Source organism: Mogibacterium timidum ATCC 33093, assembly GCF_000525775.1.
GTDB lineage: Bacteria > Bacillota > Clostridia > Peptostreptococcales > Anaerovoracaceae > Mogibacterium > Mogibacterium timidum.
On record NZ_JALU01000005.1, the window covers coordinates 77,253 to 103,561 of the forward strand.

The 26,309-nt window shown below is 44.1% G+C and carries 22 protein-coding genes and 2 pseudogenes; 20 read left to right on the top strand and 4 right to left on the bottom strand.

The features are described 5' to 3' along the window. Positions 1 to 81: 81 nt before the first annotated feature. On the bottom strand, positions 82 to 981 hold the full coding sequence (locus HMPREF0581_RS02165) for a LysR family transcriptional regulator (RefSeq protein WP_009643969.1): 900 nt from the start codon (positions 979 to 981) through the stop codon (positions 82 to 84). 342 nt (positions 982 to 1,323) lie between these two features. Here HMPREF0581_RS02165 and HMPREF0581_RS02170 point away from each other — a divergent pair, with 342 nt between their 5' ends. From HMPREF0581_RS02170 to HMPREF0581_RS02200, 6 genes are all read left to right on the top strand, one after another. Continuing rightward, on the top strand, positions 1,324 to 2,835 hold the full coding sequence (locus tag HMPREF0581_RS02170; protein WP_009643958.1) for a glycine/sarcosine/betaine reductase component B subunit: 1,512 nt from the start codon (positions 1,324 to 1,326) through the stop codon (positions 2,833 to 2,835). Next, complete coding sequence (locus HMPREF0581_RS02175) at positions 2,807 to 3,046, top strand: CBO2463/CBO2479 domain-containing protein (protein ID WP_009643961.1); 240 nt, start codon at positions 2,807 to 2,809, stop codon at positions 3,044 to 3,046. The genes HMPREF0581_RS02170 and HMPREF0581_RS02175 overlap by 29 nt, the downstream gene beginning before the upstream one ends. Then, positions 3,043 to 3,768, top strand: a complete 726-nt coding sequence (prdB, locus tag HMPREF0581_RS08475; protein WP_083844325.1) for a D-proline reductase (dithiol) protein PrdB — start codon at positions 3,043 to 3,045, stop codon at positions 3,766 to 3,768. The genes HMPREF0581_RS02175 and prdB overlap by 4 nt, the downstream gene beginning before the upstream one ends. Positions 3,769 to 4,011: 243 nt before the next feature. Next, complete coding sequence (locus tag HMPREF0581_RS02190; protein WP_036379966.1) at positions 4,012 to 4,896, top strand: sulfite exporter TauE/SafE family protein; 885 nt, start codon at positions 4,012 to 4,014, stop codon at positions 4,894 to 4,896. Beyond that, positions 4,880 to 5,911: a proline racemase family protein gene (locus HMPREF0581_RS02195; protein WP_036379968.1), complete on the top strand. Its 1,032-nt coding sequence runs from the start codon at positions 4,880 to 4,882 to the stop codon at positions 5,909 to 5,911. Before HMPREF0581_RS02190 ends, HMPREF0581_RS02195 begins: the two co-directional genes overlap by 17 nt. Positions 5,912 to 6,262: 351 nt before the next feature. Then, a complete protein-coding gene (locus HMPREF0581_RS02200) occupies positions 6,263 to 7,030 on the top strand; it encodes an endo alpha-1,4 polygalactosaminidase (RefSeq protein ID WP_242822275.1) in 768 nt (255 codons plus the stop codon). A 158-nt stretch (positions 7,031 to 7,188) separates the two neighbouring features. On the opposite strand, the gene HMPREF0581_RS02205 is transcribed toward HMPREF0581_RS02200, so the two are convergent. Continuing rightward, positions 7,189 to 7,740 (bottom strand): phosphoribosyltransferase family protein, encoded by a 552-nt coding sequence (locus HMPREF0581_RS02205; protein WP_036379970.1) that lies wholly within the window; start codon positions 7,738 to 7,740, stop codon positions 7,189 to 7,191. A gap of 212 nt (positions 7,741 to 7,952) precedes the next feature. Here HMPREF0581_RS02205 and HMPREF0581_RS02210 point away from each other — a divergent pair, with 212 nt between their 5' ends. From HMPREF0581_RS02210 to HMPREF0581_RS02250, 9 genes are all read left to right on the top strand, one after another. After that, positions 7,953 to 9,740, top strand: coding sequence for an AMP-dependent synthetase/ligase (locus tag HMPREF0581_RS02210; RefSeq protein ID WP_051426896.1), 1,788 nt, complete (start codon positions 7,953 to 7,955; stop codon positions 9,738 to 9,740). After that, on the top strand, positions 9,691 to 11,580 hold the full coding sequence (locus HMPREF0581_RS02215; protein WP_051426897.1) for an AMP-dependent synthetase/ligase: 1,890 nt from the start codon (positions 9,691 to 9,693) through the stop codon (positions 11,578 to 11,580). Before HMPREF0581_RS02210 ends, HMPREF0581_RS02215 begins: the two co-directional genes overlap by 50 nt. After that, positions 11,571 to 12,695 (top strand): alanine racemase, encoded by a 1,125-nt coding sequence (locus tag HMPREF0581_RS02220; protein WP_084645313.1) that lies wholly within the window; start codon positions 11,571 to 11,573, stop codon positions 12,693 to 12,695. Before HMPREF0581_RS02215 ends, HMPREF0581_RS02220 begins: the two co-directional genes overlap by 10 nt. A gap of 30 nt (positions 12,696 to 12,725) precedes the next feature. Beyond that, on the top strand, positions 12,726 to 13,205 hold the full coding sequence (greA, locus tag HMPREF0581_RS02225) for a transcription elongation factor GreA (protein ID WP_009643957.1): 480 nt from the start codon (positions 12,726 to 12,728) through the stop codon (positions 13,203 to 13,205). A 94-nt stretch (positions 13,206 to 13,299) separates the two neighbouring features. Next, entirely contained in the window at positions 13,300 to 15,246 is a 1,947-nt protein-coding gene (gene lysS, locus HMPREF0581_RS02230) for a lysine--tRNA ligase (RefSeq protein ID WP_051426898.1), read from the top strand. A gap of 339 nt (positions 15,247 to 15,585) precedes the next feature. Continuing rightward, positions 15,586 to 17,121: an RNA-binding domain-containing protein gene (locus HMPREF0581_RS02235; RefSeq protein ID WP_036379972.1), complete on the top strand. Its 1,536-nt coding sequence runs from the start codon at positions 15,586 to 15,588 to the stop codon at positions 17,119 to 17,121. A 106-nt stretch (positions 17,122 to 17,227) separates the two neighbouring features. After that, a complete protein-coding gene (locus HMPREF0581_RS02240; protein ID WP_036379975.1) occupies positions 17,228 to 18,184 on the top strand; it encodes an AAA family ATPase in 957 nt (318 codons plus the stop codon). A gap of 2 nt (positions 18,185 to 18,186) precedes the next feature. Then, positions 18,187 to 20,658 carry a S8 family peptidase gene (locus HMPREF0581_RS02245; RefSeq protein WP_036379979.1) on the top strand — a complete coding sequence of 824 codons (2,472 nt, stop codon included), beginning with the start codon at positions 18,187 to 18,189 and terminating at the stop codon, positions 20,656 to 20,658. Between the two features lie 149 nt (positions 20,659 to 20,807). After that, positions 20,808 to 21,062, top strand: coding sequence for a hypothetical protein (locus HMPREF0581_RS02250; RefSeq protein ID WP_330371646.1), 255 nt, complete (start codon positions 20,808 to 20,810; stop codon positions 21,060 to 21,062). A gap of 82 nt (positions 21,063 to 21,144) precedes the next feature. Here HMPREF0581_RS02250 and HMPREF0581_RS02255 read toward each other — a convergent pair. Further along, positions 21,145 to 22,362, bottom strand: a pseudogene (locus HMPREF0581_RS02255) (IS110 family RNA-guided transposase). A 287-nt stretch (positions 22,363 to 22,649) separates the two neighbouring features. On the opposite strand from HMPREF0581_RS02255, the gene HMPREF0581_RS02260 reads away from it, so the two are divergent. Further along, a complete protein-coding gene (locus tag HMPREF0581_RS02260; protein ID WP_084645314.1) occupies positions 22,650 to 22,856 on the top strand; it encodes a hypothetical protein in 207 nt (68 codons plus the stop codon). 451 nt (positions 22,857 to 23,307) lie between these two features. Here HMPREF0581_RS02260 and HMPREF0581_RS08690 read toward each other — a convergent pair whose 3' ends face one another. Beyond that, positions 23,308 to 23,463 (bottom strand): hypothetical protein, encoded by a 156-nt coding sequence (locus HMPREF0581_RS08690; protein WP_156918795.1) that lies wholly within the window; start codon positions 23,461 to 23,463, stop codon positions 23,308 to 23,310. Positions 23,464 to 23,650: 187 nt separating this feature from the next. Between HMPREF0581_RS08690 and HMPREF0581_RS02265 the strand changes: the two genes are divergently transcribed. The 4 genes and pseudogenes from HMPREF0581_RS02265 to HMPREF0581_RS08480 all read left to right on the top strand — a co-directional run. Continuing rightward, complete coding sequence (locus HMPREF0581_RS02265) at positions 23,651 to 24,121, top strand: hypothetical protein (protein ID WP_009643640.1); 471 nt, start codon at positions 23,651 to 23,653, stop codon at positions 24,119 to 24,121. A gap of 653 nt (positions 24,122 to 24,774) precedes the next feature. Next, positions 24,775 to 25,350 carry a hypothetical protein gene (locus tag HMPREF0581_RS02275; protein WP_330371647.1) on the top strand — a complete coding sequence of 192 codons (576 nt, stop codon included), beginning with the start codon at positions 24,775 to 24,777 and terminating at the stop codon, positions 25,348 to 25,350. Between the two features lie 292 nt (positions 25,351 to 25,642). Next, positions 25,643 to 25,957, top strand: a complete 315-nt coding sequence (locus HMPREF0581_RS09015) for a hypothetical protein (RefSeq protein WP_330368086.1) — start codon at positions 25,643 to 25,645, stop codon at positions 25,955 to 25,957. Between the two features lie 214 nt (positions 25,958 to 26,171). Continuing rightward, a pseudogene (locus HMPREF0581_RS08480) lies at positions 26,172 to 26,309 on the top strand (IS256 family transposase); the annotation flags it as partial.

A 26,309-nucleotide genomic window follows, 5' to 3' on the forward strand; every position in this document is an offset into this window, starting at 1 on the left:
CCGAAGTTGAATTTTGGGACAGTCATCGGACTGGGCACACCTCAGCGATATGAGCCGTTTTTCGATGTCAAAACTTTATTTTTAATAGGAGATGCTAGCCTTCAGCTTATCCGGATCCCAGGTCTCAATGTAATCCTTTGTCAGGTCGATAAACAGCTGTGCCAGCGGTGGAGCATCCTTGAAGGAGTTGGCGGCAATTCCGATAACTCGGTAACGCGGCTCCGCAAAGCGTTTTTTAACTGCCGGAGTGGCGATTCCGTCCAGGATAAGCTTGGGTAGAATGGATATCCCGATTCCGTGCTCAACTAACGGCACAGCAAGCATATCTTCATTTACATAATGGACTACCTCAGCTCCTTTTATTCGTGAGAGAATGTGCCACGCGTCATATTCTCCACCCTCTTCCATGAGCACAAAACGTCTGTAATTCAAAGCCTCAATCGGTATGCGTTCATATTGTGCCAGCGGATCATCAGGAGGGAGGAGTACAAGATATTCATCCTGATATAACGGCATAAATTCAAAATTTCCTTTATAATAACCTGACAAAAAACCTATATCCAACTGCCCGGTCTGTAGTCCTGCTTCCACTCCGTCATAGCTGCTGTGAGATTGAATCAGCTGGATGTTGGGGTATTCCGCTGCGAACTTTTCGGCAACGGCCGGAATCCAGTGCATCGATACACTCGTAAAGGCTCCGACACGCAGTGTGCCTCGCCGCAGTCCGCGAAACTGGTCTGCCTTTTGCAGCAATCTCTCTCGGCTGCATACGATCCTGCGAAAATCAGGCAGGAGTTCTTCTCCATATTTGGTCAGAGTAATCCCGTTTTTTGCACGGTGAACGAGCGGGAGTCCGATTTCTTCCTCCAGGGCGCGAAGGGCATGACTTATTGCAGATTGTGAGTAATGGTATCTTTCTGCGACTTTTGTAAGATTGCGTGTTTCTGCAACCTGGACAAAAACCTCATATTTGTTTAACATGGACGCCTCCTCTTATCTATATGTAGAACTGTATCTAGTGCTTCCTCCTTCCAAATTTACGGAAGCTTATGAAATATTTTCATAACGCCTGCATATGGAATTTACCTGCATGTTATGAAAGTATTTCAGAACTTCGTGAAATTTCTTGTCGTTTATACACCGATAAGGCTTTATATAATAATAATTGATAAGAGGCAATGTCAGAATCGGTTTCTTCTATAATTATTAACACTTAAAATCTACCATATTTAGATATAAGAAATCAATGATTTTGCTTCTTATCAATTTAAGAATTGTGCTGTTTAGTGCATAAACGAACAAAGTGATAAGGAGGGTAATGTTGTGTCTAATTCATTGAAACAGGGATTTCCCCGTGATATTACGGCAGGAGGACTGCTTAAAATTGATATTGCGGAAGGAAAAGAAATTCATCTTGAGATTCCTGTAGAACCAAAAGAAGAGATGTCGGGAAGGGCACCTTCTGTATTATTCCGTTCTGATAAACAGAAAGAGCTATACGAGGATGAGGCAGCTGCGCACTCTGTTCGTCATGTTTTGAAGAATTGTGCATTCCCGGTTACTGAGGTAAGACTTGGAGAACGTACAAGCTTTGAGGATGGAGTTCTTACCGTAAGGAAAAGTCTGGAGGCGGAGGCTCAGGGATGTAACGATCTGGTTAAATCAGCAGAGCTGGATATCATCTATCCGGATAAGCAGCATGTTTACACAAACAGTATGATGGATGTGCAGCCCATTGCTGTGAAGAAAGAAGGTATGCTCGGTGAAGGCACCACTTTTGAAATGACCGGGGTGTACATGATGCTCACCGGGACCGATGAGGCGGGACTGCAGATTGCGGATGCAAATGTCTCAAACGGAATTTATGAAGAAAATGTCGAATTCGGGCGTCCGGGAGCGCCGGATCGTGATGCCTTTATCATCCGGTTAAATGTCACGATTCAGGAAGGCTGCGGCATGGAACGTCCGGGACCGTTGGCTGCCCATCAGGCACTGGATATCATCACACAGGAGCTTCGTGAAGTGCTGAAGGAGAAGGATGCATCAACGGCTGCTGCCGAACGCGAATACCTGGATGTGGAACGTCAGGGGGCGCTTAGGATTCTGCTGGTGAAGGAAATTATGGGTCAGGGAGCTATGCATGACAATCTGATTTTGCCCGATGAGCCTTGCGGCTTTCTTGGAGGACGCCCGAATGTTGATCTGGGTAACGTACCGGTTTTGCTGCGCCCCAATGAAGTGCTTGATGGCGGGATTCATGCTTTGACCTGCATCACGCCGGACACGAAGGAGACCTCTCTGCATTACTGGAGAGAACCGTATCTCAAACGGCTCGCTTCCGATCCGGAGATTGACCTGTTAGGGGTGCTGTTTGTCGGATCACCTCAGGCAAATACTGAAAAGTTCTATGTATCCGGGCGAGTAGGAGCCATTGTTGAGGCTTTGAATCCGGACGGCTGCATTGTTACGACGGAAGGCTTTGGTAATAATCATATAGACTTTGCATCGCATATAGAGCAAATCGGTTCTCTCGGGATCCCGGTTGTAGGCTGCTCTTACTGCGGTGTTCAGGGAGCTCTGGTTGTCGGTAATAAATACATGGATGTCATGGTCGATCATTGCGTAACAGAGCATGGAAATGTTGAGGATATTCTAGCCAAAAATACAGGGACAGAGGAAACTGCAATAAGGGCTGTGGCACTCGTCAAAAATAAGATTGTAGGAGAGAAAATACGACAGGCGGAACGTCGATACAATCCTGCACTGATCAAGGATAATGAGGAGCTGGCAGAGGAGGTGTATGGCCATGCTGATCCACGGTATTCATGTGAATAACGAAGCCGTTCCGCATACGGGAACCATAACCGAGATAAATGACACTTATTTCTATGTACAGATAACTGCAAGAATGGGTGTGCTGAAGTTGCCGTTGCGATGCCTGATCAGTGAACATCGTCCAAAGATAGGCGATAACGTTCGGTTCCTGATGAGCTATGTGGAAATGCAGAATGATAATTATGAAAAGGAGGCAAGCGATAATTTATGAAGATTACAACAGTTAAAAATATGGCTTCGGAAATATATACTCCGATTACTCCCGCGCCTGTCTGGACTCCTCTCACCAAGCCGCTCGAGGAATGCACTGTCGGGTTTGCCAGTGCCTGCGGAGTTCATTTGAAAACTCAGAAGCCGTATAAGCTCGCCGGAGATGGAAGCTGGAGGGAAATCCCGCGTGATGTTGCACCGGATGAACTGATGATAACACATGGAGGATACGATCATACAGATGTCAACAGGGATATCAACAGTATGTGGCCGTATCAACGGATGATTGAACTCGAAAGCGAAGGGTTTATCAAGCATTTCTGTGATATAAATGCCGGTTTCATGGGAGGAGGCGGCGATATTGACACCTTCACCAATCAGATAGGTCCGGAGGTAGCGGAGCTCTTCGTAAGTGAAGGGGCGGATATAGTAATCCTGACAGCCGGATGAGGAACCTGCCACCGCTCCACCGTTTTGGTGCAGAGAGCAATTGAAGCCGCAGGAATTTCAACCTGCATTATAGCAGCTCTTCCGCCGGTTTGCGTGCAGCAAGGTGCACCTCGCGGGGTTGCCCCATCTGTTCCGATGGGAGCCAATGCCGGGGAGCCTCACAATACGGCAATGCAAACAGCAATTGTTAAAGCCGCACTGCAGCAGGTTGTCAAAGCGGATATGCCGGGGATTATCCGTCCTCTGCCATATGTATATCACGCGAAAATCTGAACCGGATTTGCCCGGGTATCTTGATCGTTTAAGATACCCGGGGTTTCGGAATAGTAAGCTTATTAATAAAAAGTTTCTGCGAGAGCAGCGGCAGACGAGGCGACGATAGGTTCCAAAATAGTAAGCCTGTTAATAAAAAGTCGGGTGCTTTTTAGGAATAAAACAAAAAGATTGTTTAAGAAAGATAGGCACAACAAAAGAGCCGCCTTTTGTCGTCGGCTTAAAAACAGACGAGGAGGAGTTATGATACTCAGAATAATCCAGGCACTGATATTAGGATTCGGAACGGTTCAGGGCGCTTTCCTGACAAAACACTTTATTAGAGAGCGAGAAAGAGGATTGCAGCCCAAAACGATAGGGATTTATTGGGTGATGGGCTTCATCTTCAATTTCTTTGATTATCTCGGAATAGGATCTTTTGCCCCTTCCCTCGCCTGCTATCGTTTGACCGGGACCGTATCGGATGAGGAAATCCCGGGGACGCTTGTTACCGGCGCTGTTATTCCGGTAGCCGTAGAAGCGCTGGTCTCACTTTCGATAATTGAGGTTGAGATTACAACTCTTTTTACCATGTATGCCTGTGCTGTGCTCGGGGCTGTCCTTGGCGGTAAGCAGGCGGTTAAGTTGAAGGTGAACACCTTGAGGAAATTTATGGGGTGTGCGCTTCTGATCGCCGCTACTCTGATGCTTGCAAGCAAATTCCAATTGATGCCGCTTGGAGGGACTGCTATCGGACTGCATGGAATCCGTCTGGTAATCGGAGGTGCCGGAGCTGCTGTTCTGGCGGCTTTGCTCACGGTAGGGATAGGCAACTATGCGCCGACTATGGTACTCGTATATATGCTGGGAATGAACCCTGCCGTTTCATTCCCGATAATGATGGGAATCGGCTGTCTCAGCATAGCGGGAGGCTCGTTTCCGTACTTCGAATCAGGACGTTACAACAAACAAGCCGCATTGGGATTTGCACTTGCCGGGATTCCGGGGGTAGTTATTGCTGCTTTTATCGTAAAAGCTCTTCCGCTTAATGCACTCCAGTGGCTTGTCATAATTGTCTGCATCTATACGGGTATTTCCATGCTCGTACAGGCGTTTGGGGAAGGGAGGAAGCATGAATCTGAAACCTAAAATTGATTTTAAACACTTTGAAAGGTGTTTTACGGCTATCGATACTCACACAATGGGAGAATTCACACGAGTGGTTATCGGAGGTTTTCCGGAGATACCGGGGAACACTATGATAGAAAAACGCAACTATATTGTGGAACACTATGACCAATATCGCAGGGCTATGATGTTTGAACCCAGGGGACATAATGACATGTTCGGTGCAATTGTGCTTGAGCCTGTGCATGCCGAGGCGGACTATGGCGTGTTGTTTATGGAGTCGGAGACCTATACCAATATGTGCGGTCACGGTAGCATCGGGACGGCTACTGCACTTGTGGAGGCGGGGCTTGTAGAGGTGCGGGAACCTTTTACCGAGGTTGTACTGGATACTGCAGCAGGAGTTGTACACACCCGTGTTAAGGTGGAGAATGGCCGTGCCCAAGAAGTGACTATTACAAACGTACCGTCATTTCTGTATAAGGATAATCTCGAAATTGATATAGACGGATATCGGATACCTTATGCTATTTCGTTTGGCGGACAATTTATCCCTCTCGTGGATGCCCGCAAGCTGGGAGTTGAAATCTGCACTGAGAATATTCCGTTTTTTACCGATGTCGGAATTAAAATGTTGGAAAAAATTCCTCAGGAGGTAGAAATTCGACACCCGACGGTTGACATAAGGGAGGTTACCACATTGGAGTTTTATGATGAAAGTCCGACTGAACAAGCGGATATGAAGAACATCGTGGTTTTCGGGAAGCATCAGGTGGACCGCAGCCCGTGCGGAACGGGAACCTGTGCGAAGATGGCGATGATGCATGCTCATGGAAGGCTCGGACTGCATCGTCCGTTGATTAATGAGAGTGTCATCGGGACTCTGTTTAGAGGAGAGCTGATAGATGAGGTTCAGGAGGGCGAATTCTCCGCTGTAATTCCTCAGATTACCGGAAGTGCGTATGTTACGGGAATTGCAACCTATCTGATAGACCCGCGTGATCCTTTAAGATACGGCTTTGTACTGGGAGAATAGTTTTCAAGACAGGTCATACCTGTAACATAAAAATATTTTTTTTATCGAAATTAACGAGCGGGGAGCAAGGCTTCGCTCCCCGCTGCGGATTGTTTTGAAAATTTCCCGGAGATATAGAGTCATTCCGAAGTTTATGGTAAGCTGTAGCTGATCGTCGTAAAGAGATATATGACTAACGGGCTTCAGGCAGGTGACAGATTTTTCCGGAAAATATACCGTCAGGATGCGATGTGCATTACGAGCCTGCAGCATCTCGGTTTTTCAGTATGGAGTAGATTCATGAGAAATAAACGGTTGCTCTCTTTATTAATTCCGCTTTTATCCTTTGTTTTATGTTTATGTTTATTCATTTTGATCTTTTTTTCCGGATGCACGATAAAGTCGAGGAAAGAATATGGAGTATTTCTCGGCATCAATAAGGAGCAGATAGACCGCTTGCGGGATTATCGTATTGTAGTTATTGAACCATCTGAATTTCAGACTGACCAGATTCGCGCACTTCACAGAGAGGGAAAGAAGGTATACGGATATCTTAACGTAGGTGCCATTGAGGTATATCGACCCTACTTTAACCGCTTCAAGGGGAATACGCTTGGACAGTATAAGGACTGGCCGGATGAACGGTGGATAGATGTATCTTCTCCGGAGTGGCAACGATTTATTGTAAATGAACTGGGCAAAAAATATGCCGAAATGGGGTTTGACGGCCTTTTTTTGGATAACACGGATGTATATCATCATTATTCTACAGAGGACAACTTCCGCGGTCTTTGTTCTATTATGAAAGGCCTGAAAGGTCATAACCTTTCACTCATTATAAACGGTGGTGATGATTTTGTTTTAAGGTGTATAGATGAGAATAGGGCACTTTCTCTATTTGACGGGATCAATCAGGAGACTGTATTTACCAGTATAGATTTTAAAAATAAAAGCTATGGAAGGCAGACGAAAAAAGAAACGCTATATTTTAAAAAATATATCTCCAGAGTGAAGAAATTCGGGTTGTCCGTATATCTGCTGGAGTATGGCGCAGATGGGTCTCTTGCAGATGATATTGAAAGCTATTGTAAGGAAAACGGTTTTTTCTGGTACAACGCGAAGGGCTTGGAGCTTAATTAACGGAGGCTCATTGAGCTCCTGTCAGACTTAACGAGCCGGAAGCAAAGCCCTGCTCCGGCTACTGAGATTCAAAACTGTATTACAGAATTTCAGACAATCACCGTATGCTTTAATGTTCCAAAATTCATCGGGCTGCCGATTTGGTAAATGCCATCGACCTACATAACCTCTCCGTTAGCATCAAATAAAGGCAGCTTCGCAAGGAAGATAATATCGTCTCTGTTAGCGGCTTCTCCTTCAGCGAGCACCGACATCCGGCCAACGACGTTTCCGCCGACTTCATCGACAAGCTTGTCCAGCGCGGCAATGGATTCGCCTGTGCTGATTACATCGTCAACGACGAGAATCTGCTTGTCCTCCATAACCTCTCTCTCGTCATGACCGACGCAGAGAGTCTGCATGTGGTCTGTGGTGATAGAATCAACGTTTACGGTTACGAGGTCGCTCATGTAGATCTTAGGCCCTTTGCGAGCTACAATGTACGGTTTATTGCCGGCCTGCCTTGCCATCTCGTATGCCAGCGGAATTCCCTTGGATTCCGCGGTGATGATGACATCAAACTCAGGTGCCTTTTTGAGCAACTCCTCAGCACATGCAACTGTAACTTCAACATCGTTGAACATGATGAAAGCCGCAATATATATGTCGTCTGAAACCTTGCAAATAGGGAGGTGTCTCTCCAGTCCCGCGACATTTAATAAGTATTCCATTTGTCTTCCTCCGTGTCTTGTTGTCTATCCTCGAATGCTGTGAGGTATAGAAGTCCTTTCAACCCGAGTATTATATCACCGCTCGCGATAACCTTGCAAATAATTGCAATGAAACGCAGAAAATGATAGAATTCCGTATTATGTATTGATTATAAAATCGCTTGGTATGGCACTTTTGAGCACATTGGCAAGGGTACAGAGGTTGGCGAAATATGAACAAGAAGAAATATGAAAATCAACTATATGATGTAAAATACGTAGAGACCATCAAAGAGATGATAGACGCTTCCGTTGAGGCTTTTCCGGACAGAGTTGCATATATGTATAAGGACGAGCATAAGGAGCCGTTCAAGACCATGACCTATGCGGAGTTCAAGGCAGAGCAGAATGCTATAGGAGCTGCTCTTATAGAGAGAGGCTTCAAGGGCAGCAAGATTGCAGTAATCGGTGAAAATTCGCACAGATGGGCTCTGTCCTACTACTCGGTTGTCTGCGGAGTGGGAGTAATCGTTCCTATCGATAGGAACCTTGAGCCGGGTGAGATCACCAACCTGTTGGAACGCGCAGACGTAGAGGCCATCTTTGCATCTCCCAAGCTCGCACCAACTGTTGTACCGCTGCTTGACGAGCTCCCTCTCGTCAAGCAGGTCATCATCATGGCTGCACCTAATGACGAGGTAGACGAGTTGATAACAGACAACAGGCTGATAACTATGTCACAGCTTGTAGCAGAGGGTAAGGAGCTCGTGGCAGAGGGTAAGCAGGGGTACATCGATGCGCAAATCAATGCAGATGATTTATCTACTATCCTGTTTACGTCCGGTACTACCGGCTTGGCTAAGGGGGTAATGCTGTCTCATAGGAACCTCTCACAAAATGTATTCAACATGTCTAAATACGTACATATACCGGAAGCAGGTCGTGTGCTCGATGTGCTTCCTATGCATCACGTGTACGAGATGACTTGCACAGTTATGACGAGCTTCTATCAGGGAGCGACAGTAGTTATTTGCGAGGGTCTCAAATACATACAGAAGAATTTCGTGGAGGCGGAATGCAATATCATGCTTGGAGTTCCGCTGATATTCGAGAATATATATAGAAAGATTTGGACAAATGCCGAGAAGAGCGGCAGCACCGATAAGCTCAGGAGAGCTATCGGCATGTCGATGAAGCTTGACCTCAGGAACAACAGGGCGGTTACCAAGAGACTGTTCAAGGCGGTGCACGGAATATTTGGCGAGAGTCTTCACCTGTTGATTGCCGGAGGAGCCGCGATCGATCCCAATGTTATTGCTGAGTTTGAAGCCATGGGATTGCCGATGATGCAGGGCTACGGCATGACTGAGAATTCTCCGATTATCGCTGTCAATCAGGACAGGTATGGCAAGGCTGCTTCAGTCGGAAAACCGATGCCCGGTACTGAGGTTCGCATTATTGATAAGGACAGCAGCGGCATCGGCGAGGTTATCTGCAAGGGACCATCTGTCATGATGGGATACTACAAGGATGCGGAGAACACGGCTAAGACCATTAAGGACGGCTGGCTGTACACCGGTGACTACGGTTACTTTGACGAGGATGGCTTCCTGTATATCACAGGACGTAAGAAAAATGTAATCGTAACAAAGGGTGGCAAGAATATTTTTCCGGAGGAGGTGGAGTACTACCTGCTGCTCAGCGATTATATCTGTGAAGTGATTGTATACGGTAAACCTGAAGAGGTTAAGGACGACCTCATCTGTACAGCTATCATGTACCCTGATTATAAGGCTCTCGAGGAAGCCGGCGCGGAGAATGACGAGGATAAGTACAAGCTGCTCAAGGAGGCTGTTGAAGAAGCTAATTCCAAGATGCCACCTTACAAGCGCGTTAAGAGAATAGAGATTCGTGAAGACGATTTTATCAAAACGACGACACTCAAGATCAAGAGGTTTGAGAAGGAGAACTATGAGTACCAATTCGACGACAGGGACTTCGAGAAGGGACGCAGATTTTAACGGAGCCGGTGAGCTCCAGTGCAGAGCGCATTACAGAGCTCTAAAGTCCGGGGAACTGGAGGACATGCAGTCCATGATGGACTATATCAAAGAGTCCGGCGATCCGGCTATCGCCTACAGATGGCGACGCGCAGTAACGGATATCAAGAATATCCTGGAGACCAGCGCGGAGCTGTACGGGGACAAGCCCTTGTTCCTGCAGAAGTTTGAAAATGATCAACCCTTTCAGGAGATTTCATACAGCAAGGTGCTTACAGATGTTAATGCTCTTGGCACTGCACTCATCGAGCTCGGGCTCAAGGGCAAGCATGTCGGCGTTATCGGCAAGAATTGCTACGAATGGGCAGAGAGCTATCTGGCTGTAGTCTGCGGTACCGGCGTGATTGTGCCTCTGGACAAGGAACTCAACGAGGACGAGCTCGCACATTTAACTGCCGGCGGCGAGCTGTCGGCAGTCATCACCATGGACAAGCATTATGATATGTTCAAGCGAATCAAGGACAGGGACGACAACAGCCTGAAGCTGGTAATCAATGCCGGTATGCACAGCCACGAAAACGAACACAAAGGGCTGCTGTCCTGGCACAAGCTGAGGGAGCGCGGCTACGAGCTTGTTGAGGCGGGCGACAGGAGCTTTATCGACGCTGAGATTGTCAATACGGATCTCGCGGTTATTCTGTTTACATCGGGAACTACAGGAACATCCAAGGGGGTAATGCTCAGCAACAGGAATATCAGCTCCAACGTAATGCTTGCCCAGTCTTTCATAGACATACAGCCGGGAGATGTGTTCTTCTCCGTTCTTCCGATTCACCACACCTATGAATGTACATGTACCTTCATAGAGGCGATGTACTGCGGAGCGACGATAGCATTTTGCCGGGGGTTAAAATACATAGTCAAGGACCTGCAGGAGGTACGGCCTCACTTAATGCTCGCTGTTCCGCTTATCTACGAGAACTTCTATAGCAAGATCATCAGGCAGATCAGGAAGAGCGGTAAGGAGAAGCAGTTGAATGCACTCCTCAAGATAAATAAATATACAAGGAGGATTGGGCTGGATATCAGCAAGAAGGCGACCAAGCAGATTACAGATCTGTTTGGCGGTCGCATGAAGATGCTGATAGTCGGCGGTGCGGCAATCGACGGAAAGATTATGGACTTCTTCCGCAGCTTCGGTATAAATGCCGTTCAGGGCTACGGTCTGACCGAAACCTCACCTATGGTATCTCTCAATCCGGACAATGCTAAGCTGATTGACAACGCTTCGGAGGGTCATCTGCTGCCATTCGTTGAGTGCATGATAGCTGACAAGGATGCGGAAGGTATCGGAGAGATTTGTTTCCGCGGACCTAACATAATGATGGGATATTACAAGGATCCCGAGAGCACGGCTGATGCTATAGTAGACGGCTGGTTCCACACGGGCGACCTCGGATACATAAACGAAAATGATTATGTCTACATAACCGGACGCAAAAAGAACGTCATAATCGCCGCTAATGGCAAGAATGTATTTCCGGAGGAACTCGAGTTCTATCTCATGAAGAATGACTGCATTGCAGAATGCATGATTTGGGGTGACGAGGACAACGAGGACTCGCTGAAGCGAGGTATATATGCTACCATTCGCGCAGACAGGGAGCACATAACCGAGGAGCTGGGTGAAGATGCTACAGATGAACAGGTGCGCGAATACATCGAGCGAATCGTGGACACGCAGAACGATACAATGCCTATTTTCAAGAGAATCAATCATGTCATCATCCGTGACAGGGAATTCAACAAGACAACAGGGCTCAAGATTAGAAGATTTGTCGAGGACAACAAGTGGGCATAGAAAGCGAGAACAGACTCATGGAAGAGTACAAATACCCCGCGCTGTTTTACGACAGGGCAAAGCTGGTTAACAACGTGAGGATTCTCTCATCCAAATGCGGCGAGCATGGAATAGATATTGCCGGCATTATCAAGGCTACGAACGGTGCCGCGGCTACTGCGGAGGATTTTGTGGCAGGCGGTGCTAAGCTTATAGGTTCATCGAGACTGGAGCAGCTGGCTAGAGCCAAGGCGGCAGGTATAAGAGTTCCGTTGCTGATGATAAGAGTTCCGATGCTGTCAGAGGTATCGGAGATGCTCAATATTGCAGATATCAGTCTCAACAGTGAGCCGGTGGTCCTAGAGGCTATCAACGAGGCCGCTTTGAAGCGCGGCATCACCCACAAGGTTATCCTGATGGCTGACCTCGGGGACCTCAGAGAGGGATTCTTTGATATGGAAGAGCTGATCGAGACGGCTGTCAAGGTTGAGAATGAGATGCCGGGGCTGGTGCTTGCAGGAGTGGGAACCAATCTCGGCTGTTATGGTTCGGTAATGCCGACAGAGGATAAAATGTCGGCACTCGCTGAATTGGCGGAACACGTTGAATCTGAGATAGGCAGAGAACTGGAGTATGTGTCAGGTGGAGCCACATCGAGCTTGCTCGGCGTGTATAACGGATATATGCCCGGTAAGATCAACATGCTTAGGCTCGGAGCAGGTCCTATAATAGGTCCACTTGAAGATGTCAGAGTGTGCTATAATCTAGAAGCTATGGATGAACTGGATACGCCTTTTTCGCTCGAGGCAGAGGTCATAGAGCTCAAGGTGAAGGCAAGTTATCCACAGGGGAGGCTTGGAGTCGATGCAGCCGGCAAGAAGCGCAAATATTTTGATAGAGGTATGAGAAGGCGTGCACTGCTGGCAATGGGTAGAGCCGACTATGGTGATATAGACAACCTCATCCCCGATCGCAAGGGCGTGGAGCTGGTGGGAGCTTCGGGTGACCACACGATAATAGATGTCGAGGATATCGATGGGAACATCAAGATTGGAGACATCGTGACATTTAGACTGAAATATGACGCATTGCTGAACCTGTCAGCGAGCGAAAATGTTAAGAAATACGAGATTTAGTGACGGAAAGTTGAAAGGAGTAAGAGATCAATGACAACGTCTAATAACGAAATGACTAGAGAGGGTTATGAAGCTCTCCAGAAGGAGCTCGAACATCTTATTACTGTAACCAGAAAAGAGAACGCAGCTAGACTTAAGGAAGCTATCTCATATGGAGATATCTCCGAGAATTCCGAATATGATGCGGCTAAGGATGCACAGGCGGAGACAGAGGAGAGAATCACCAGCATTGAGGCTATGCTTCGTACAGCCAAGATTGCTGACGAGGACGAGAGTACAGATGAGGGTGTGATTGCTACAGGACGTACAGTAACTCTTCATGACCTCGTATACGACGAAGAGATTACATACAAGATCGTAGGCAACACAGAGGCAGATCCGTTTAACGGCAAGCTTTCCAATGCTTCTGCCGTAGGTCAGCATCTGATGGGTGCCAGAGCAGGAGATGTGCTGGAGTTCCCGGTTATAGACGGAACCGCTAAGTACGAGGTTCTCGATGTAAGGAAGTAGGATGGGGATAGCTACGGTAGATACCAAGATATCTGTATAGCTCAAGAACCAAAAATATTTTATACAACTTACAGGAAAGGATTACGGAATCATAATGAGTAACGATAATGCAAAGACTCCTGAGCATGGACAGCCGGAGCTTACCGCAGAGGAGATAAGTGAACAGCGTCAGATTAGAAGAGACAAGCTTCAGGAGCTTCGCGACATGGGCAGAGACCCGTTTGTGCAGGAAACATACGATGTAACCGCACACAGCAAGGATATCAAGGACAACTACGAGGCCATGGAAGAACAAGAGGTTGCACTGGCCGGCCGTATCATGAGCAAGAGAATCATGGGCAAGGCGACGTTTTTCGATATTCAGGACAAGCAGGGCAGAATCCAGTGCTACGTCAAGCGTGACGAGATCGGTACTGACGAGTATAAGCTGTTCAAGACATATGACATCGGCGATCTGGTGGGTCTCAGGGGACTTGTGTTCAAGACCAGAACCGGAGAGATTTCGGTTCACGTACAGGAGCTGACACTGCTGGCTAAGTCGCTTCAGGTGCTACCTGATAAGTGGAGCGGCCTTGTGGATACAGATCTCAGATACAGACAGCGTTACGTCGATCTTATCGTAAATTCCGACGTGAGAGATACGTTTATTAGACGTGCGAAAATCGTTAGCACAATCCGTAGAGTCCTAGAGGAGGAGTATGGCTTCCTGGAGGTTGAGACTCCTGTGCTGCAGACGATTGCGGGCGGTGCAAACGCCAGACCGTTCAATACTCATCATAATGCTCTCGACTTCGACCTGCACCTTCGTATCTCGCTGGAGTTGCCGCTCAAGAGACTTATCGTAGGCGGACTCGATAGAGTATACGAGCTGGGGAAGGTATTCCGCAACGAGGGAATGGACAAGAACCACAGCCCTGAGTTCACTTCGATGGAGTGCTACATGGCTTACGGCAACCTCGAGGACATGATGGAGCTGATGGAGCAGGTTGTGTACAAGTGTGCTATGGAAGTTAACGGTACACCTATCATTACATATGAAGGCAAGACCTTTGATGTGACGCCTCCATGGAGCAAGATAGATATGACGGAGACTGTAATCAAGGTTACAGGAATTCCTTTTGACAGGATTGATGATGATGCGGAGGCTCGAGAGAGAGCAATTGCATACGGAATGGATGCTGAGGAGGTCAAGCACTGGCCTCGCGGCAAAATCATAGCTGAGATGTTTGACGAGTACTGCGAGGACATACCGGGACTGCTCGATGGCCCGGTGTTCCTGACAGGACATCCTGTTGAGGTATCGCCATTGGCTAAGAAGGATCCTAAGGATCCGCGTATCACTCGCAGGTTCGAAGCTTATATCAACGGCTGGGAGATGTCCAACGCATTCTCCGAGCTCAACGACCCAATCGATCAGCATGAGAGATTTGCTGAACAGCAGCGCGAGCTGGAGCTCGGCCTTGACGATGAGGCACACCCTATGGACACCGACTTCGTCAATGCCCTCGAGGTTGGAATGCCTCCAACGGGCGGACTGGGAATCGGAGTAGACAGACTGGTAATGCTGCTCACAGATTCCTCAACTATCAGAGACGTACAGCTGTTCCCTGTTATGAAGCCGTTGAGCAAGGGCGGCAGTACAGATGAGAGGGCAGAGAGAAAGCTCGATTTATCCAGGGTTAAAGTGGAGCCTTTGTTTGAAGATATTGTTGATTTCGATACATTCAGCAAATCTGATTTCAGAGTTGTGAAGGTGCTGGCTTGTGAAGAGGTTCCTAAAAGCAAGAAGCTTCTTAACTTTACGCTCAATGATGGTACTGGAAAGGAGAGAACTATTCTTTCAGGTATCAAAGATACATACTCCGCAGATGAGCTGGTTGGAAAGACTCTGGTCGCTATAACCAACTTGCCTCCTCGCAAGATGATGGGAGTAGAGTCCTGTGGCATGCTGCTCTCCGCTATATGTGATTATGACGGAGGAGAGCTGCTTAATCTGGTTATGCTGGACGATTTAATTCCTGCAGGGGCGAAGCTGTATTAAGATGTACTAAGAGGATGTCCTGCTCTGCATAGAAAGCGGGACATCCTAATTTGGAAGAAATTCAGAAAACACATAGATTTACATCACTGAATGCAAAAGTTCAAGTATAAAAGACGTGATAAAGATGGGATAGCATTAAAATAAGATTATGATTTTAGATGAACCTAAAACATGATCAGAGCGTGATGTGTAAATCCCAGTGTCAGGAGATATAATTTTGTAATATATAACAACTGATATAATAGGGATAGGAAGAACTTGCTCATTAACTTACTCATTGATATAATATGAGACAGTTAAAGAGCTAGTTAAGAACAACACGTTTCGAGGGAAAATATTATGGCTATACCGGTGAATATAGAAAAGCTGATCCGCCAACGTGTGGTGGAAAGTTCTAGGATAGAGTACAAAACCGATTGGAATGCAGAGCCAATCATCCACTCGATTGCTGCATTTGCCAATGATTTTGATAATCTCGGAGGCGGATACATCATAATAGGAGTTGAAGAACAGGATGGACATCCGAGATTTCCCGTCAAAGGACTTGAGAAAAATTCTTTAGATTCAATACAGAAAGAATTGTTGAACAAATGTAACCTGATTGAACCAAGATATATTCCTGTTATAGAGCCTGCAATTATTGATGGGAAAAATATTCTTGTTTTGTGGGTTCCGGGCGGGGATGACAGACCCTACAAATGTCCGGCTAAAATATATACAGAAAAGGGTGCCCATAAGAGTGAAAGGATATACTATATTCGCAAGGCATCGAATACAATCAAAGCAAATGCTTTAGAGGAAAGGGAACTGATCGGACTTGCCCGAAATATTCCGTTTGACGATAGAGTGAATCATCACGCACAAATAGCAGATATGAGATCCAGTTTGCTATCAGAGTATTTGCATACGGTGGACAGTGAATTATATGAAAGCTCACTTTCTCGCACAGTTGAAGATGTTGCTACTGATATGAAACTTGTCGGTGGTCCTGTTGAATTTAGAAAACCTATTAATGTCGGACTGATGTTTTTTAATGAAAGGCCGGATAATTTCTTTCCTTACAGCCAGATTGAAGTGGTAGACAAACCTGATCCCACAGGGATTGATATGAAAGAAAGAATATTTACCGGACCGTTGGATAAACAGCTTCGGGATGCGTTATCTTATATTAAAAACTATGTCATAGCGGAGTATGTGACTAAGGTTCCCAATCAGGCGGAAGCGGTACGTATTTTTAACTGGCCTTTTCGAGCAGTAGAAGAGGCCTTGAGTAATGCTGTTTATCATCGTTCCTATCAGATCCATGAACCAATTACTGTAACGATTACGCCAGACCGGATGGAGATTCTAAGTCTGCCGGGCCCAGATCGTTCAATTACGGATGATGATTTGGAAAACAGAGTATTGATTTCTGCTCGATATCGGAACAGGCGTATCGGAGACTTCCTGAAAGAGTTAAAAATGGTTGAAGGTAGAAATACCGGGGTTCCCCTGATTCTGAATGAGATGAGAAATAATGGCTCAGAATTGCCGGTGTTTAGAACGGATGAAGAAAGAATCTATTTTCGCGTTATTCTGCCAATCCATCAAGCTTTTTGGGGGAACAAAGGGAAGGTAGCAGAGGAATTTCAGGTAATAAAAGAGAAAAAACACAAACGGCGAACCAGAGAAGAGATCCATGCTCTTATCATAGAAGCATTGATTCAGAAAAGAGAGCTTTCAATGAATGAATTGGCCGTAGAACTTGGATATAAGAATTTGAACAATACACTGCGGACAGTTGTGAAAGAAATGTTGGAATCGGGAGAGGCAGAGTATCTGTATCCGGATAAACCAAACAGTCGGAAGCAGAAGATATATTTAAGTGGTAGGTAGAATTGGAAGTTATTTTTTGTCACATTAGAATATTTCAGATTATGTTGGCTATTAAAGGTTCACAATGTAGAACAGGGGTGGATTATTGCGCCAAGGAGGGATTGCTGTGGCAACGGCAGATCAGATTAAGAGTTTAATCAAAGCTCATATAGATCAAAATGATGAAAAATTTAAAACTGTTGTTTTGCAAATTGCGGCTTCTGAAGCAAAACGGGGGCATGAAATTGTAGCACGAGAATTGAAAAATTATGCGACTAAAATCACCTCTAGAGGAAACGTGATTAAAATTAACGATGGAAATAATATGTTTATAATGACGACCCCTCAGGAAAAATTCTCAGATTTAATTGTTTCTGAAGAAACTGAGGAGAGAATAAAAAGAATACTTCAGGAGTACAGAAATCAGAACAAACTTCGCCAGTATGGTTTATCTAACCGTAGAAAAATATTGATAGAAGGGCAGCCTGGAACTGGAAAGACATATACTGCATCTGTTATCGCTTCTGAATTGAATATTCCCTTATATACAGTTCAAATGGATAAGGTTGTGACAAAATTTATGGGAGAAACAAGTGTACGACTCCGGCAAATATTTGATCAAGTGTCTGTTAGTGTGGGAGTTTATTTGTTTGATGAATTTGATGCAATTGGAGCAGATCGAAGTCTTGATAATGAGGTGGGAGAAGCCAGACGAATATTAAATTCTTTTTTACAATTCATTGAGCAGGATAATTCTAATAGTTTGATTATTGCATCGACAAACAATCAAAAGCTTTTGGATCAAGCACTATTTAGACGATTTGATGATGTACTTCACTATGACATGCCTTCCAATAATGAAATTCGAAGATTATATAAACTGAAATTAGACACATATTCGACAGATTTTAATCCTGATAATGCCCTGCTAGAAAAATCAAAGGGCCTTAGTCATGCTGAAATCATTCGTGTGTGTGATGATGCTATAAAAGAATCTATTCTTTCCGGTACACATATTAATAAGAATCAGATGCTTAGATTGTTGGATGAACGTAAGAGGGCGTATTCTTCTAAGGAGGCATAAGATTGAATATTGAAAAGAAAAACATATTTCTTCAAAATACAAAAAGAGAGTTACCATATACTTCACAACAAAAACGGGTTTCCCATGACTATCCAGTAAGAGAAAACCCACATCAACATGTCCAGCGAATTCTTGATCAATTGATGAGATGTCAAGAGAGGGATCTGTCTTCTGAACAAGTGGCAGCGATAAGGTGTAAATCGGGTTTATACTTGGAATTTGAAGGAGTTGCTTCAAAGGAAATGAAAGTTAACTCGTTGGAGGATCTGCGGCAGGGGATTCGTTTATTAAATGTCAGAGAAGATGAAGGAGTTATAAAAGCTACAGTATATGTGCCTGAAGGTAAGGAAAGCTGTTTTCTTAGAAAAGCAGAGGCGTATAGAGATAGTATTGATATAGCAGAAACGCCAAAGAATAATGATTTGATCTGTAGTATTGAGAAGATTAGTGTGGCAGTTGTGGAATCATTTTGGGTTGGAGAAAAGTCAATGATCCCGACCCAAAGCAAATCTTGGTGTGAGATATGGTTGAGATTCGATAAACAAAACGTCAAAATAGCAAAAGAGGACTTTAGAGAATGTTGCGAACAGAATAATATAGATTGTAAAGAACAATATATTAAATTTCCTGAACGGTTGGTTTTTCTTGCTCATACTAATAGAGAGGATATAAAGAACCTTATTGTTGGCTGTGATTTCGTGGCGGAAATACGAAAAGCTCCTGAAACCACAAATTTTTTTGATGAGTTATCTGGTGCGGAGCAAAATGAGTGGGTACAAGAGCTGATCCAGAGGACAATATTTAACGAAACAAATACGGCTGTGTGTTTATTGGATACAGGGTTAGAAGGGGGACATCCCTTAATTAAACCAGCTCTTGTTAACAATGGAATTCAATCGGTGAATCCGTCGTGGGGAATTAACGATCAACAAGGACATGGAACAGAAATGGCAGGGATTGCAATTTACTACGATCTCCAGAAAAAACTGGGAAGTTCGGATGATATTGATATTAATCATCAAATTGAGTCTGTAAAAATACTACCGCCTAATGGTTCAAATGCCCCTGAACTTTATGGAGCTATTACTGAGCAGGCTGTTGCAATGACCGAAATTCAGAATTCTTCTTTGGAAAGGTGTTTCTGTATGGCTGTAACGGCTCCAACAGATTCCGTTTCAGATGGAAGACCTTCATCTTGGTCAGGAGCGCTTGACGGTATTGCGGCAGGAGTTGACAATGGCGATAGCAAACGATTAATAATTGTTAGCGCAGGGAATGTAGAACCTAGTGAATTTGTTACTAGTTTATACCCCGATGCTAATAGATTGCACGGAGTTGAGAATCCAGCACAGGCATGGAATGCACTGACAGTTGGAGCATATAATGATGACGTTCAAATTGTGGATAAGGGACTAAATGGATTTATGCCAGTTGCAGAGTCGGGAGAACTTTCACCATATAGTTCCACTTCTTTAATGTGGGATAAAAAATGGCCTGTAAAACCTGAAATATTATGTAATGGGAGTAATGTTGCGACTAACGGAGAGGATTATACTAACTGCATGGATTTCTCGTTATTAACCACATCTCATAAATATCTGCAGCATTCTTTTTCTACTATCTGGGCAACAAGTGCAGCAACCGCCCAAGCTTCATGGATGGCAGCGGAACTATTTGCGGTATATCCTGGAATTTGGCCAGAAACAGTAAGAGGGTTGATTGTTCATTCTGCAAGATGGACAGAGAAAATGAAGCATCAGTTTTGTAAAGATGATAAAAAAACAACTGGACGGAAAGAACTGATTCGTACATGTGGTTATGGGATACCAAATTTGAATAAAGCCATTCAATGCATGAACAATTCAGTTAACATGATTATCCAAGACGAACTTCAACCATTCACGAAAAAGGAAAATGTTTATAAAATGAATGAAATGAACATACATGCGCTCCCATGGCCTAAGAATATTTTAGAGGCTTTAGGCTCGACAGAAGCAGAGTTAAAAGTAACTCTTTCATATTTCATTGAACCTGGGCCAGGTGAGATTGGGTGGAAAGATAAGTATCGATATCAGTCATGTGGTTTGAGATTTGATGTAATCAATGCTGATGAGGGAATTGAGGACTTTGAAAAGCGAATTAATATTTATATGCGAGGTGATGATAAGAACGACAAAGGTGAAGGAACTAGTGGCAGTGAAAGATGGTATTTAGGTTCAGATAATCGTGATGTGGGATCTATTCATTCTGATTATATGAAACTTAGCGCTGCAGATCTAAGTGAAATTAATCAAATAGCGGTTTATCCAGTTGTTGGTTGGTGGCGGGAAAGGCATCATTTGGATAAATACGATAGTAAGGTCCGATATTCGTTGGTTGTTTCCATTTCAACCCCTGAATCGAATGTGGACTTATATACATCAATCCTCACACAAATAAAGAATACAGTAGATATTACAATTCCTACAGTTTAATGGTAGAAAACAAAACAATTCACATCACTTACATCAATTTACACAGCAAATAAAACAATAGCGATGAAAATTTGCAGAGAGATATGAAAAAGTTATTGAAATTCAAGCATTAAAATAACAGGTTTTGAATGATTGCAGAATTATATGAAATGAGTAAATCCAAAATCTCGGTTATGAAGTCACTGGTCAAGGGCGGCAGTACAGATGAGAGGGCAGATAGAAAGCTCGATTTATCCAGGGTTAAAGTGGAGCCTTTGTTTGAAGATGTCGTTGATTTCGATACATTCAGCAAGTCTGATTTCAGAGTTGTGAAGGTGCTGAAGAGGTTCCTAAGAGCAAGAAGCTTCTTAACTTTACGCTCAATGATGGTACCGGAAAGTCTACTAATAAAAAGTCAAGTATAAGTTTGAGGAGTCAGGAACCAGAAATGGAGGTACCACAAAAAGGCCACCGTAAGCGCTGGCCGGGGAAAAGAATTGCCACATGTTATTCGACAGTAGATTGAACAGCCAGGCACTCCTTGACCTTGCCGTAGTAGATGCGAAGGAACTTATTCGCTCCGGCAGTCATATAAACCTGATACGGTTTTCCCTCGGATTTCTTCTTCATCATGAAGAGATAGACTGGATCGTCCGCAGGAGCCAGCTAAAGCAAAGTGGTCATGATCTGGAAAAGTGTTTTTCGAAGGCGCGGCGCTCCGTGCTTCGAAGCCCGATTGCTTTCGTAGTTTACCGTTCCAGATTGATTTACACCGGGATCGACGCCTGCAAAGGCTGTAATCGCAGAGCGATGATCAAAGCGTGAAATATCGCCGATCTCAGCCATAAGCTGAGGGCCATAGGTCGGGCCGACGCCATACATGGACATGACTGTGTCGTATTCCGGAAGCGTAAAGGCAAGCTCGTTCATCTTGCGGCGGAACTCTTCGATCTGTCCGGAAATCGTATCCAGCTGTTCGATATTGCTGAGAATCAGCTGCTTGTATATCGGATCTTTAGGAACGACAGCAACAAGCTCTTTGGAAGCATTAAAAAGCTCCTCCGGTTTATCCGACTGAAAGTTATAGCCATGGTGCTTACAGAAGTTCTGATAGCGTTCCGTGAAGGTTTTCAGACCGATCTTGCGGACACAGTCCGCATTCCAGAAGGAATGGACGTAATCAATCCACTTCTCGCTTCCGTCAGTGCGGACAGGGCTGTCAAACAGATTATTGGCACCGGGATAGGTCAGATCCAGAAGGGAAATAAGATTGTTCTTCAGGGAGACCTTCTGCTGCATGAAGAAGTGAAACTGCGTATTCAGTGTTTTCAGTTGTGTTCGAATAGTATCCATAGCTGAATGCTGACGCAGATGTTCCCACTTGTCAAGAGTATATTTGGCGATCTTCCTGGCATCAGCAGGATCTGACTTGACTTTCCGAAGCGGATTCTTATCACTGTCATGGTGCTTGACGAGGGTAGGATTTACAGCTGAAACAAAGATACCTGCATCCAGAAAAGCCTTAAGGACAGGTTCATGATAATGGCCGGTCGTCTCCATGACGACTCTGGTCTCGCCATCAAGGCTTCCGACATAGGAGACCAGCTCCGAGAGCCCTTTGACAGAATGAACGACAGTGAAAGGCCTCCGCACGGTTTCGCCTGCAGGGCGCAGTACTGTGACAGTGCTCTTGCCTTTCGAAACGTCGATACCAACAGCGTTCAACATGAGATACACCTCCAGAGATAAATTTGCAGTGGATCAACCATTCCTCATTGCTTATTCAATCTCCTGGGTATCAAACGAACGCACAAGATGCGGTTCAATCTACGTAAACCGAACAGCTGCGAATGAGTGGCTGGCAGACAGACTTTCCGACGGACGCGAGGTCCAAGGAGGACTCCGTCCGAACCAATGCCACTACATTCTAACAGCTTAAGCAACGAGAGGCCTATACCCCCAGCTGGCTGTTGGGGAGTATAGCCACTACACTTTTATATTAGGAGAGAACTATTCTTTCCGGTATCAAAGATACATACTCCGCAGATGATCTGGTTGGAAAGACTCTGGTCGCTATAACCAACTTGCCTCCTCGCAAGATGATGGGAGTCGAGTCCTGTGGCATGCTGCTCTCCGCTATATGTGATTATGACGGAGGAGAACTGCTTAATCTGGTTGTGCTGGACGATTCAATTCATGCAGGGGCGAAGCTGTATTAAGATGTACTAAGAGGATGTCCTGCTCTGCATAGAAAGCAGGACATCCTACTTTGGAAGAAATTCAGAAAATACATAGATTTAGTTTAAACTTACATCACTTGATGCAGAATCGTGTGTAGACAAGAATTAATCGCATATTTTTGACATTGAATGGGCAGTTCCGATAGGGATTGCCCATTTTCAAAAATAAGAGAAAAACAAATCGGAATTAGCCGAGCTCTTTGAGCGAGGGAAGCGAAATACTAGGACTAAACTTGTTCACCGTTGTTTTTCGGATGACGAACCATTCTGCCAGGAACAATACTACGGAGATTAAACAGTATATCCTGTGCTAACATAGAGAGTGTCGCAGATGACTCGAATCTTCAAGACCCCGAGCTCCTACCGGATACCTTCAGCATCATTAACTTATGGTTGCGGTTGTTCGAAGCCATTTCATATGTGCTATCGTCTATTTGCTTTTGCCCGGATACTGATGTCCATGCCTCAGACAGAAAGCGTTGATCTGCTGCCTCACCTTTTTCAGTGCCGCCCTGTGGTCATCACGCATACGGATGTAATCCTTGACCTGATCATCATCTCTTGTTGATTGTATGTCTTTTTTCATTTATTGAGTGTCGCACTTTATTTTACAACTGGGAGAGGAAATTTTATTACACAAATCTATAAATTTAGGCTGTAAAAGTTGTTCATAAAATGATACAATGAACTCGTTTATAAGGGCTGGCTTTGCTTTTATATATTGAAACTTGACTTGATAAGGCGAAATTACAATTATATAGGAGGAATGTATTATGGGTTGGTTTGGAAAGAAGAAAGAATGGGATACTCTAAAATCCGATACAAACAAAAGCCGATTAAGAGAATTATTTAATGGAGTTATGGAAGATGGAGACTCCTACAATATTGTTTATGGGTACGGTTTGAATATCAAAACCAGTAGTTATATTTTAGCCCGTAAAACCACATATACATATACAAGTTTAATTATAGGTTATCGTGAATCTGATATGAGCATAGCACTACTACAAACAACTCCGGAACTTGAGGGGTGTAGTGAAGCTGAAATTTTTAGAAAAGACAATATTAAAAAAGCAAAAATGGTAACAGGTATGTATACGATTTATCATCAAGGCGGAATGATGGCGGGATATACCCAATTTGCAACTTTACCGGGAAATGATGAAAAATTTCTTGCTTATGTATATCAGCCGGAAGAATATGATAAGTTTGATGCATTCTTTAGGGAATTTTCGGGCAGGTAAGCTATGAATTGGCTAATATACTTTTTAATCTTTTTAATTATCTGTATTGTATGGTTTGTTATCACACGAGTTTGGGTAAATTTGATAGATTTGATTATCTCTACTTTCAAGAAAGTGTTGGGACTAAATAAAAATAACAGTACAGAAAATTGGCATACTTTGGAAGATATTAGGGAAAAGAATAAAAAAGAATAAAAAAGATTAAATAACAGATACGATTAAATTTATAAGATTTTGAAGAGCAGTAAATCAAATGATATGTACCCTCCTTATTGGTTGTCCAGTAAAGAGGGTGTTTTCATGCGCTGCAGTTATGAGTTTAAGTTAGCTAGTGCTCACGCGCTCCGAAGCATTGTTAAATACAGCTTAACTCATTGAAAATACTGCAGTTTATGCTCATCTGTAGTATAATACAGGTGCAAGGAAATGTTGTAAAAACGGCCAAAAACCGTGCACCTGATTAAACCGGAGACATCAATGACATGATCCTCGAGTACAATACTACAGATGATGACAATGATCCAAACGGGTCACCTTCAGAGGGACGCACTGATGAGACTTCATCAGTGCTCAGGGCATAGAACTCAAGCCAAAACAGCCTGAGCGGCTTACAGTTGTTCGCATTAGAGCCAACTTTCTAACAACGAATTGTTGTGCATACGCTAAATATATCAAAAGATGAGGGAGGATCATTCAAAAATGGACTCATGATACCATCCGCAGAACACGCGGTAATTATTATAGGGGAATACCGTAAACATATTTTAAACTGCAGAGGAAGTGATATTGAAATGTGTAAAGAATGTTATGCTGATAAAAAAAGAATAACACCACTTTTAAATCCATTGGATTGCTTAGAAAATCATACACAATATATCTGTGGGACCTGTGGTAGGTGCATTTGTATTGAGCATGAGCAAAACCGAGGCTTGCAGCGATGGAATTTTCCTTTTAAATCATTGGAAATTGCCAAGTTGTATTTGAGAACTGCCGATTATACAATGAAAAAATCATGTGGAATCTATGAGCTCAGAAGCAAAAATGGTAGATTATCATACAAAATCTTTGCGGATTGCGAAGACTTACGAGTATATTTGAGAAAGAATAAAGATAAAACCTGTGAATCGATGTCTCCTGTTTTTCGAGTGGAAGAATATGAGGAGCATCCCAATACTCAGATTAGAAAATTAACTTCTGACGAAATACAAAAATATATGGCGGAAAGATAGATTAGAATTTAATGTGGTGTTTGAAATGAAAACGGTAGTTGTATATATTCATGGTGCAGGAGGAAGCGGAGCATTATAAAGGATTGTTCCCGGACAGTGAAGTAATCGGTTTTGATTATCGATCACAGACACCTTGGGACGCAATAACTGAGTTTCAGAATTTTTTTGAGACGATAATGCGGAGTATAATTCTGCTATTCTGATTGCAAACAGTATTGGCGCTTTCTTTGCCATGCATGCATTGTCTGCTGTTTGTTTTGAAAAGACGTATTTTATTTCGCCTATAGTGGATATGGAGAAGCTGATTACTGATATGATGCGACGGGCTGGTGTAACCGAAGAAGAACTTGAAGAAAAAGAAATCGTTAAAATTTCATTTGGCCAGGATTTGTCATGGAAATACCTAACATGGGTAAGAAATCATTCCTTCGTTTGGAACCATCCTACGGCCATATTATACGGAAATTACGATAACCTGCAGTCTATTTATACCATACAGACATTTGCAAGAGAATGCGAAGCGACGATAACCGTAATGAAAAACGGTGAACATTGGTTTCATACTGAAGAGCAGATGAAATTCCTGGATCAATGGATATGCAGTTAAATCTCAGTTTGCATTCATATCTCAGTACAGCGCTGAGACGCCCCGGAATACAAGAGGTGCTACGGACTTGATAGATGATATGTAGATGAGGTAGCGTGTATCATAAACAGTTCAAAAACGGAATTATTTTGCAGTATCAATCTGGCTTCAGGATATACTCTGCTTGAATTTGCAGAGGCGGATTAAATGAGTGAAAGAAAGCTCTCACACTCTCGATACAGCACTACTCAAGGCCTTATATCTATCTACCTTGCAGGCTACTAAAAAGTGGACTTTACCAATTCGCAATTGGGCAAAAGTCTATGGAGAATTCAGCATTATGTACCCGGACAGGATGCCTGAAACGATGTAG

Bases quoted from the DNA above. Each gene is read 5' to 3' on its own strand.
- HMPREF0581_RS02195 (WP_036379968.1), top strand. From the start codon at position 4,880: ATGAATCTGAAACCTAAAATTGATTTTAAACACTTTGAAAGGTGTTTT.
- HMPREF0581_RS02210 (WP_051426896.1), top strand. From the start codon at position 7,953: ATGAACAAGAAGAAATATGAAAATCAACTATATGATGTAAAATACGTA.
- HMPREF0581_RS02190 (WP_036379966.1), top strand. From the start codon at position 4,012: ATGATACTCAGAATAATCCAGGCACTGATATTAGGATTCGGAACGGTT.
- HMPREF0581_RS02235 (WP_036379972.1), top strand. From the start codon at position 15,586: ATGGCTATACCGGTGAATATAGAAAAGCTGATCCGCCAACGTGTGGTG.
- greA (WP_009643957.1), top strand. From the start codon at position 12,726: ATGACAACGTCTAATAACGAAATGACTAGAGAGGGTTATGAAGCTCTC.
- HMPREF0581_RS09015 (WP_330368086.1), top strand. From the start codon at position 25,643: ATGGAGAAGCTGATTACTGATATGATGCGACGGGCTGGTGTAACCGAA.
- lysS (WP_051426898.1), top strand. From the start codon at position 13,300: ATGAGTAACGATAATGCAAAGACTCCTGAGCATGGACAGCCGGAGCTT.
- HMPREF0581_RS02205 (WP_036379970.1), bottom strand. From the start codon at position 7,740: ATGGAATACTTATTAAATGTCGCGGGACTGGAGAGACACCTCCCTATT.
- HMPREF0581_RS02265 (WP_009643640.1), top strand. From the start codon at position 23,651: ATGGGTTGGTTTGGAAAGAAGAAAGAATGGGATACTCTAAAATCCGAT.
- HMPREF0581_RS08690 (WP_156918795.1), bottom strand. From the start codon at position 23,463: ATGAAAAAAGACATACAATCAACAAGAGATGATGATCAGGTCAAGGAT.
- HMPREF0581_RS02175 (WP_009643961.1), top strand. From the start codon at position 2,807: ATGCTGATCCACGGTATTCATGTGAATAACGAAGCCGTTCCGCATACG.
- HMPREF0581_RS02215 (WP_051426897.1), top strand. From the start codon at position 9,691: ATGAGTACCAATTCGACGACAGGGACTTCGAGAAGGGACGCAGATTTT.
- HMPREF0581_RS02165 (WP_009643969.1), bottom strand. From the start codon at position 981: ATGTTAAACAAATATGAGGTTTTTGTCCAGGTTGCAGAAACACGCAAT.
- HMPREF0581_RS02250 (WP_330371646.1), top strand. From the start codon at position 20,808: ATGAGTAAATCCAAAATCTCGGTTATGAAGTCACTGGTCAAGGGCGGC.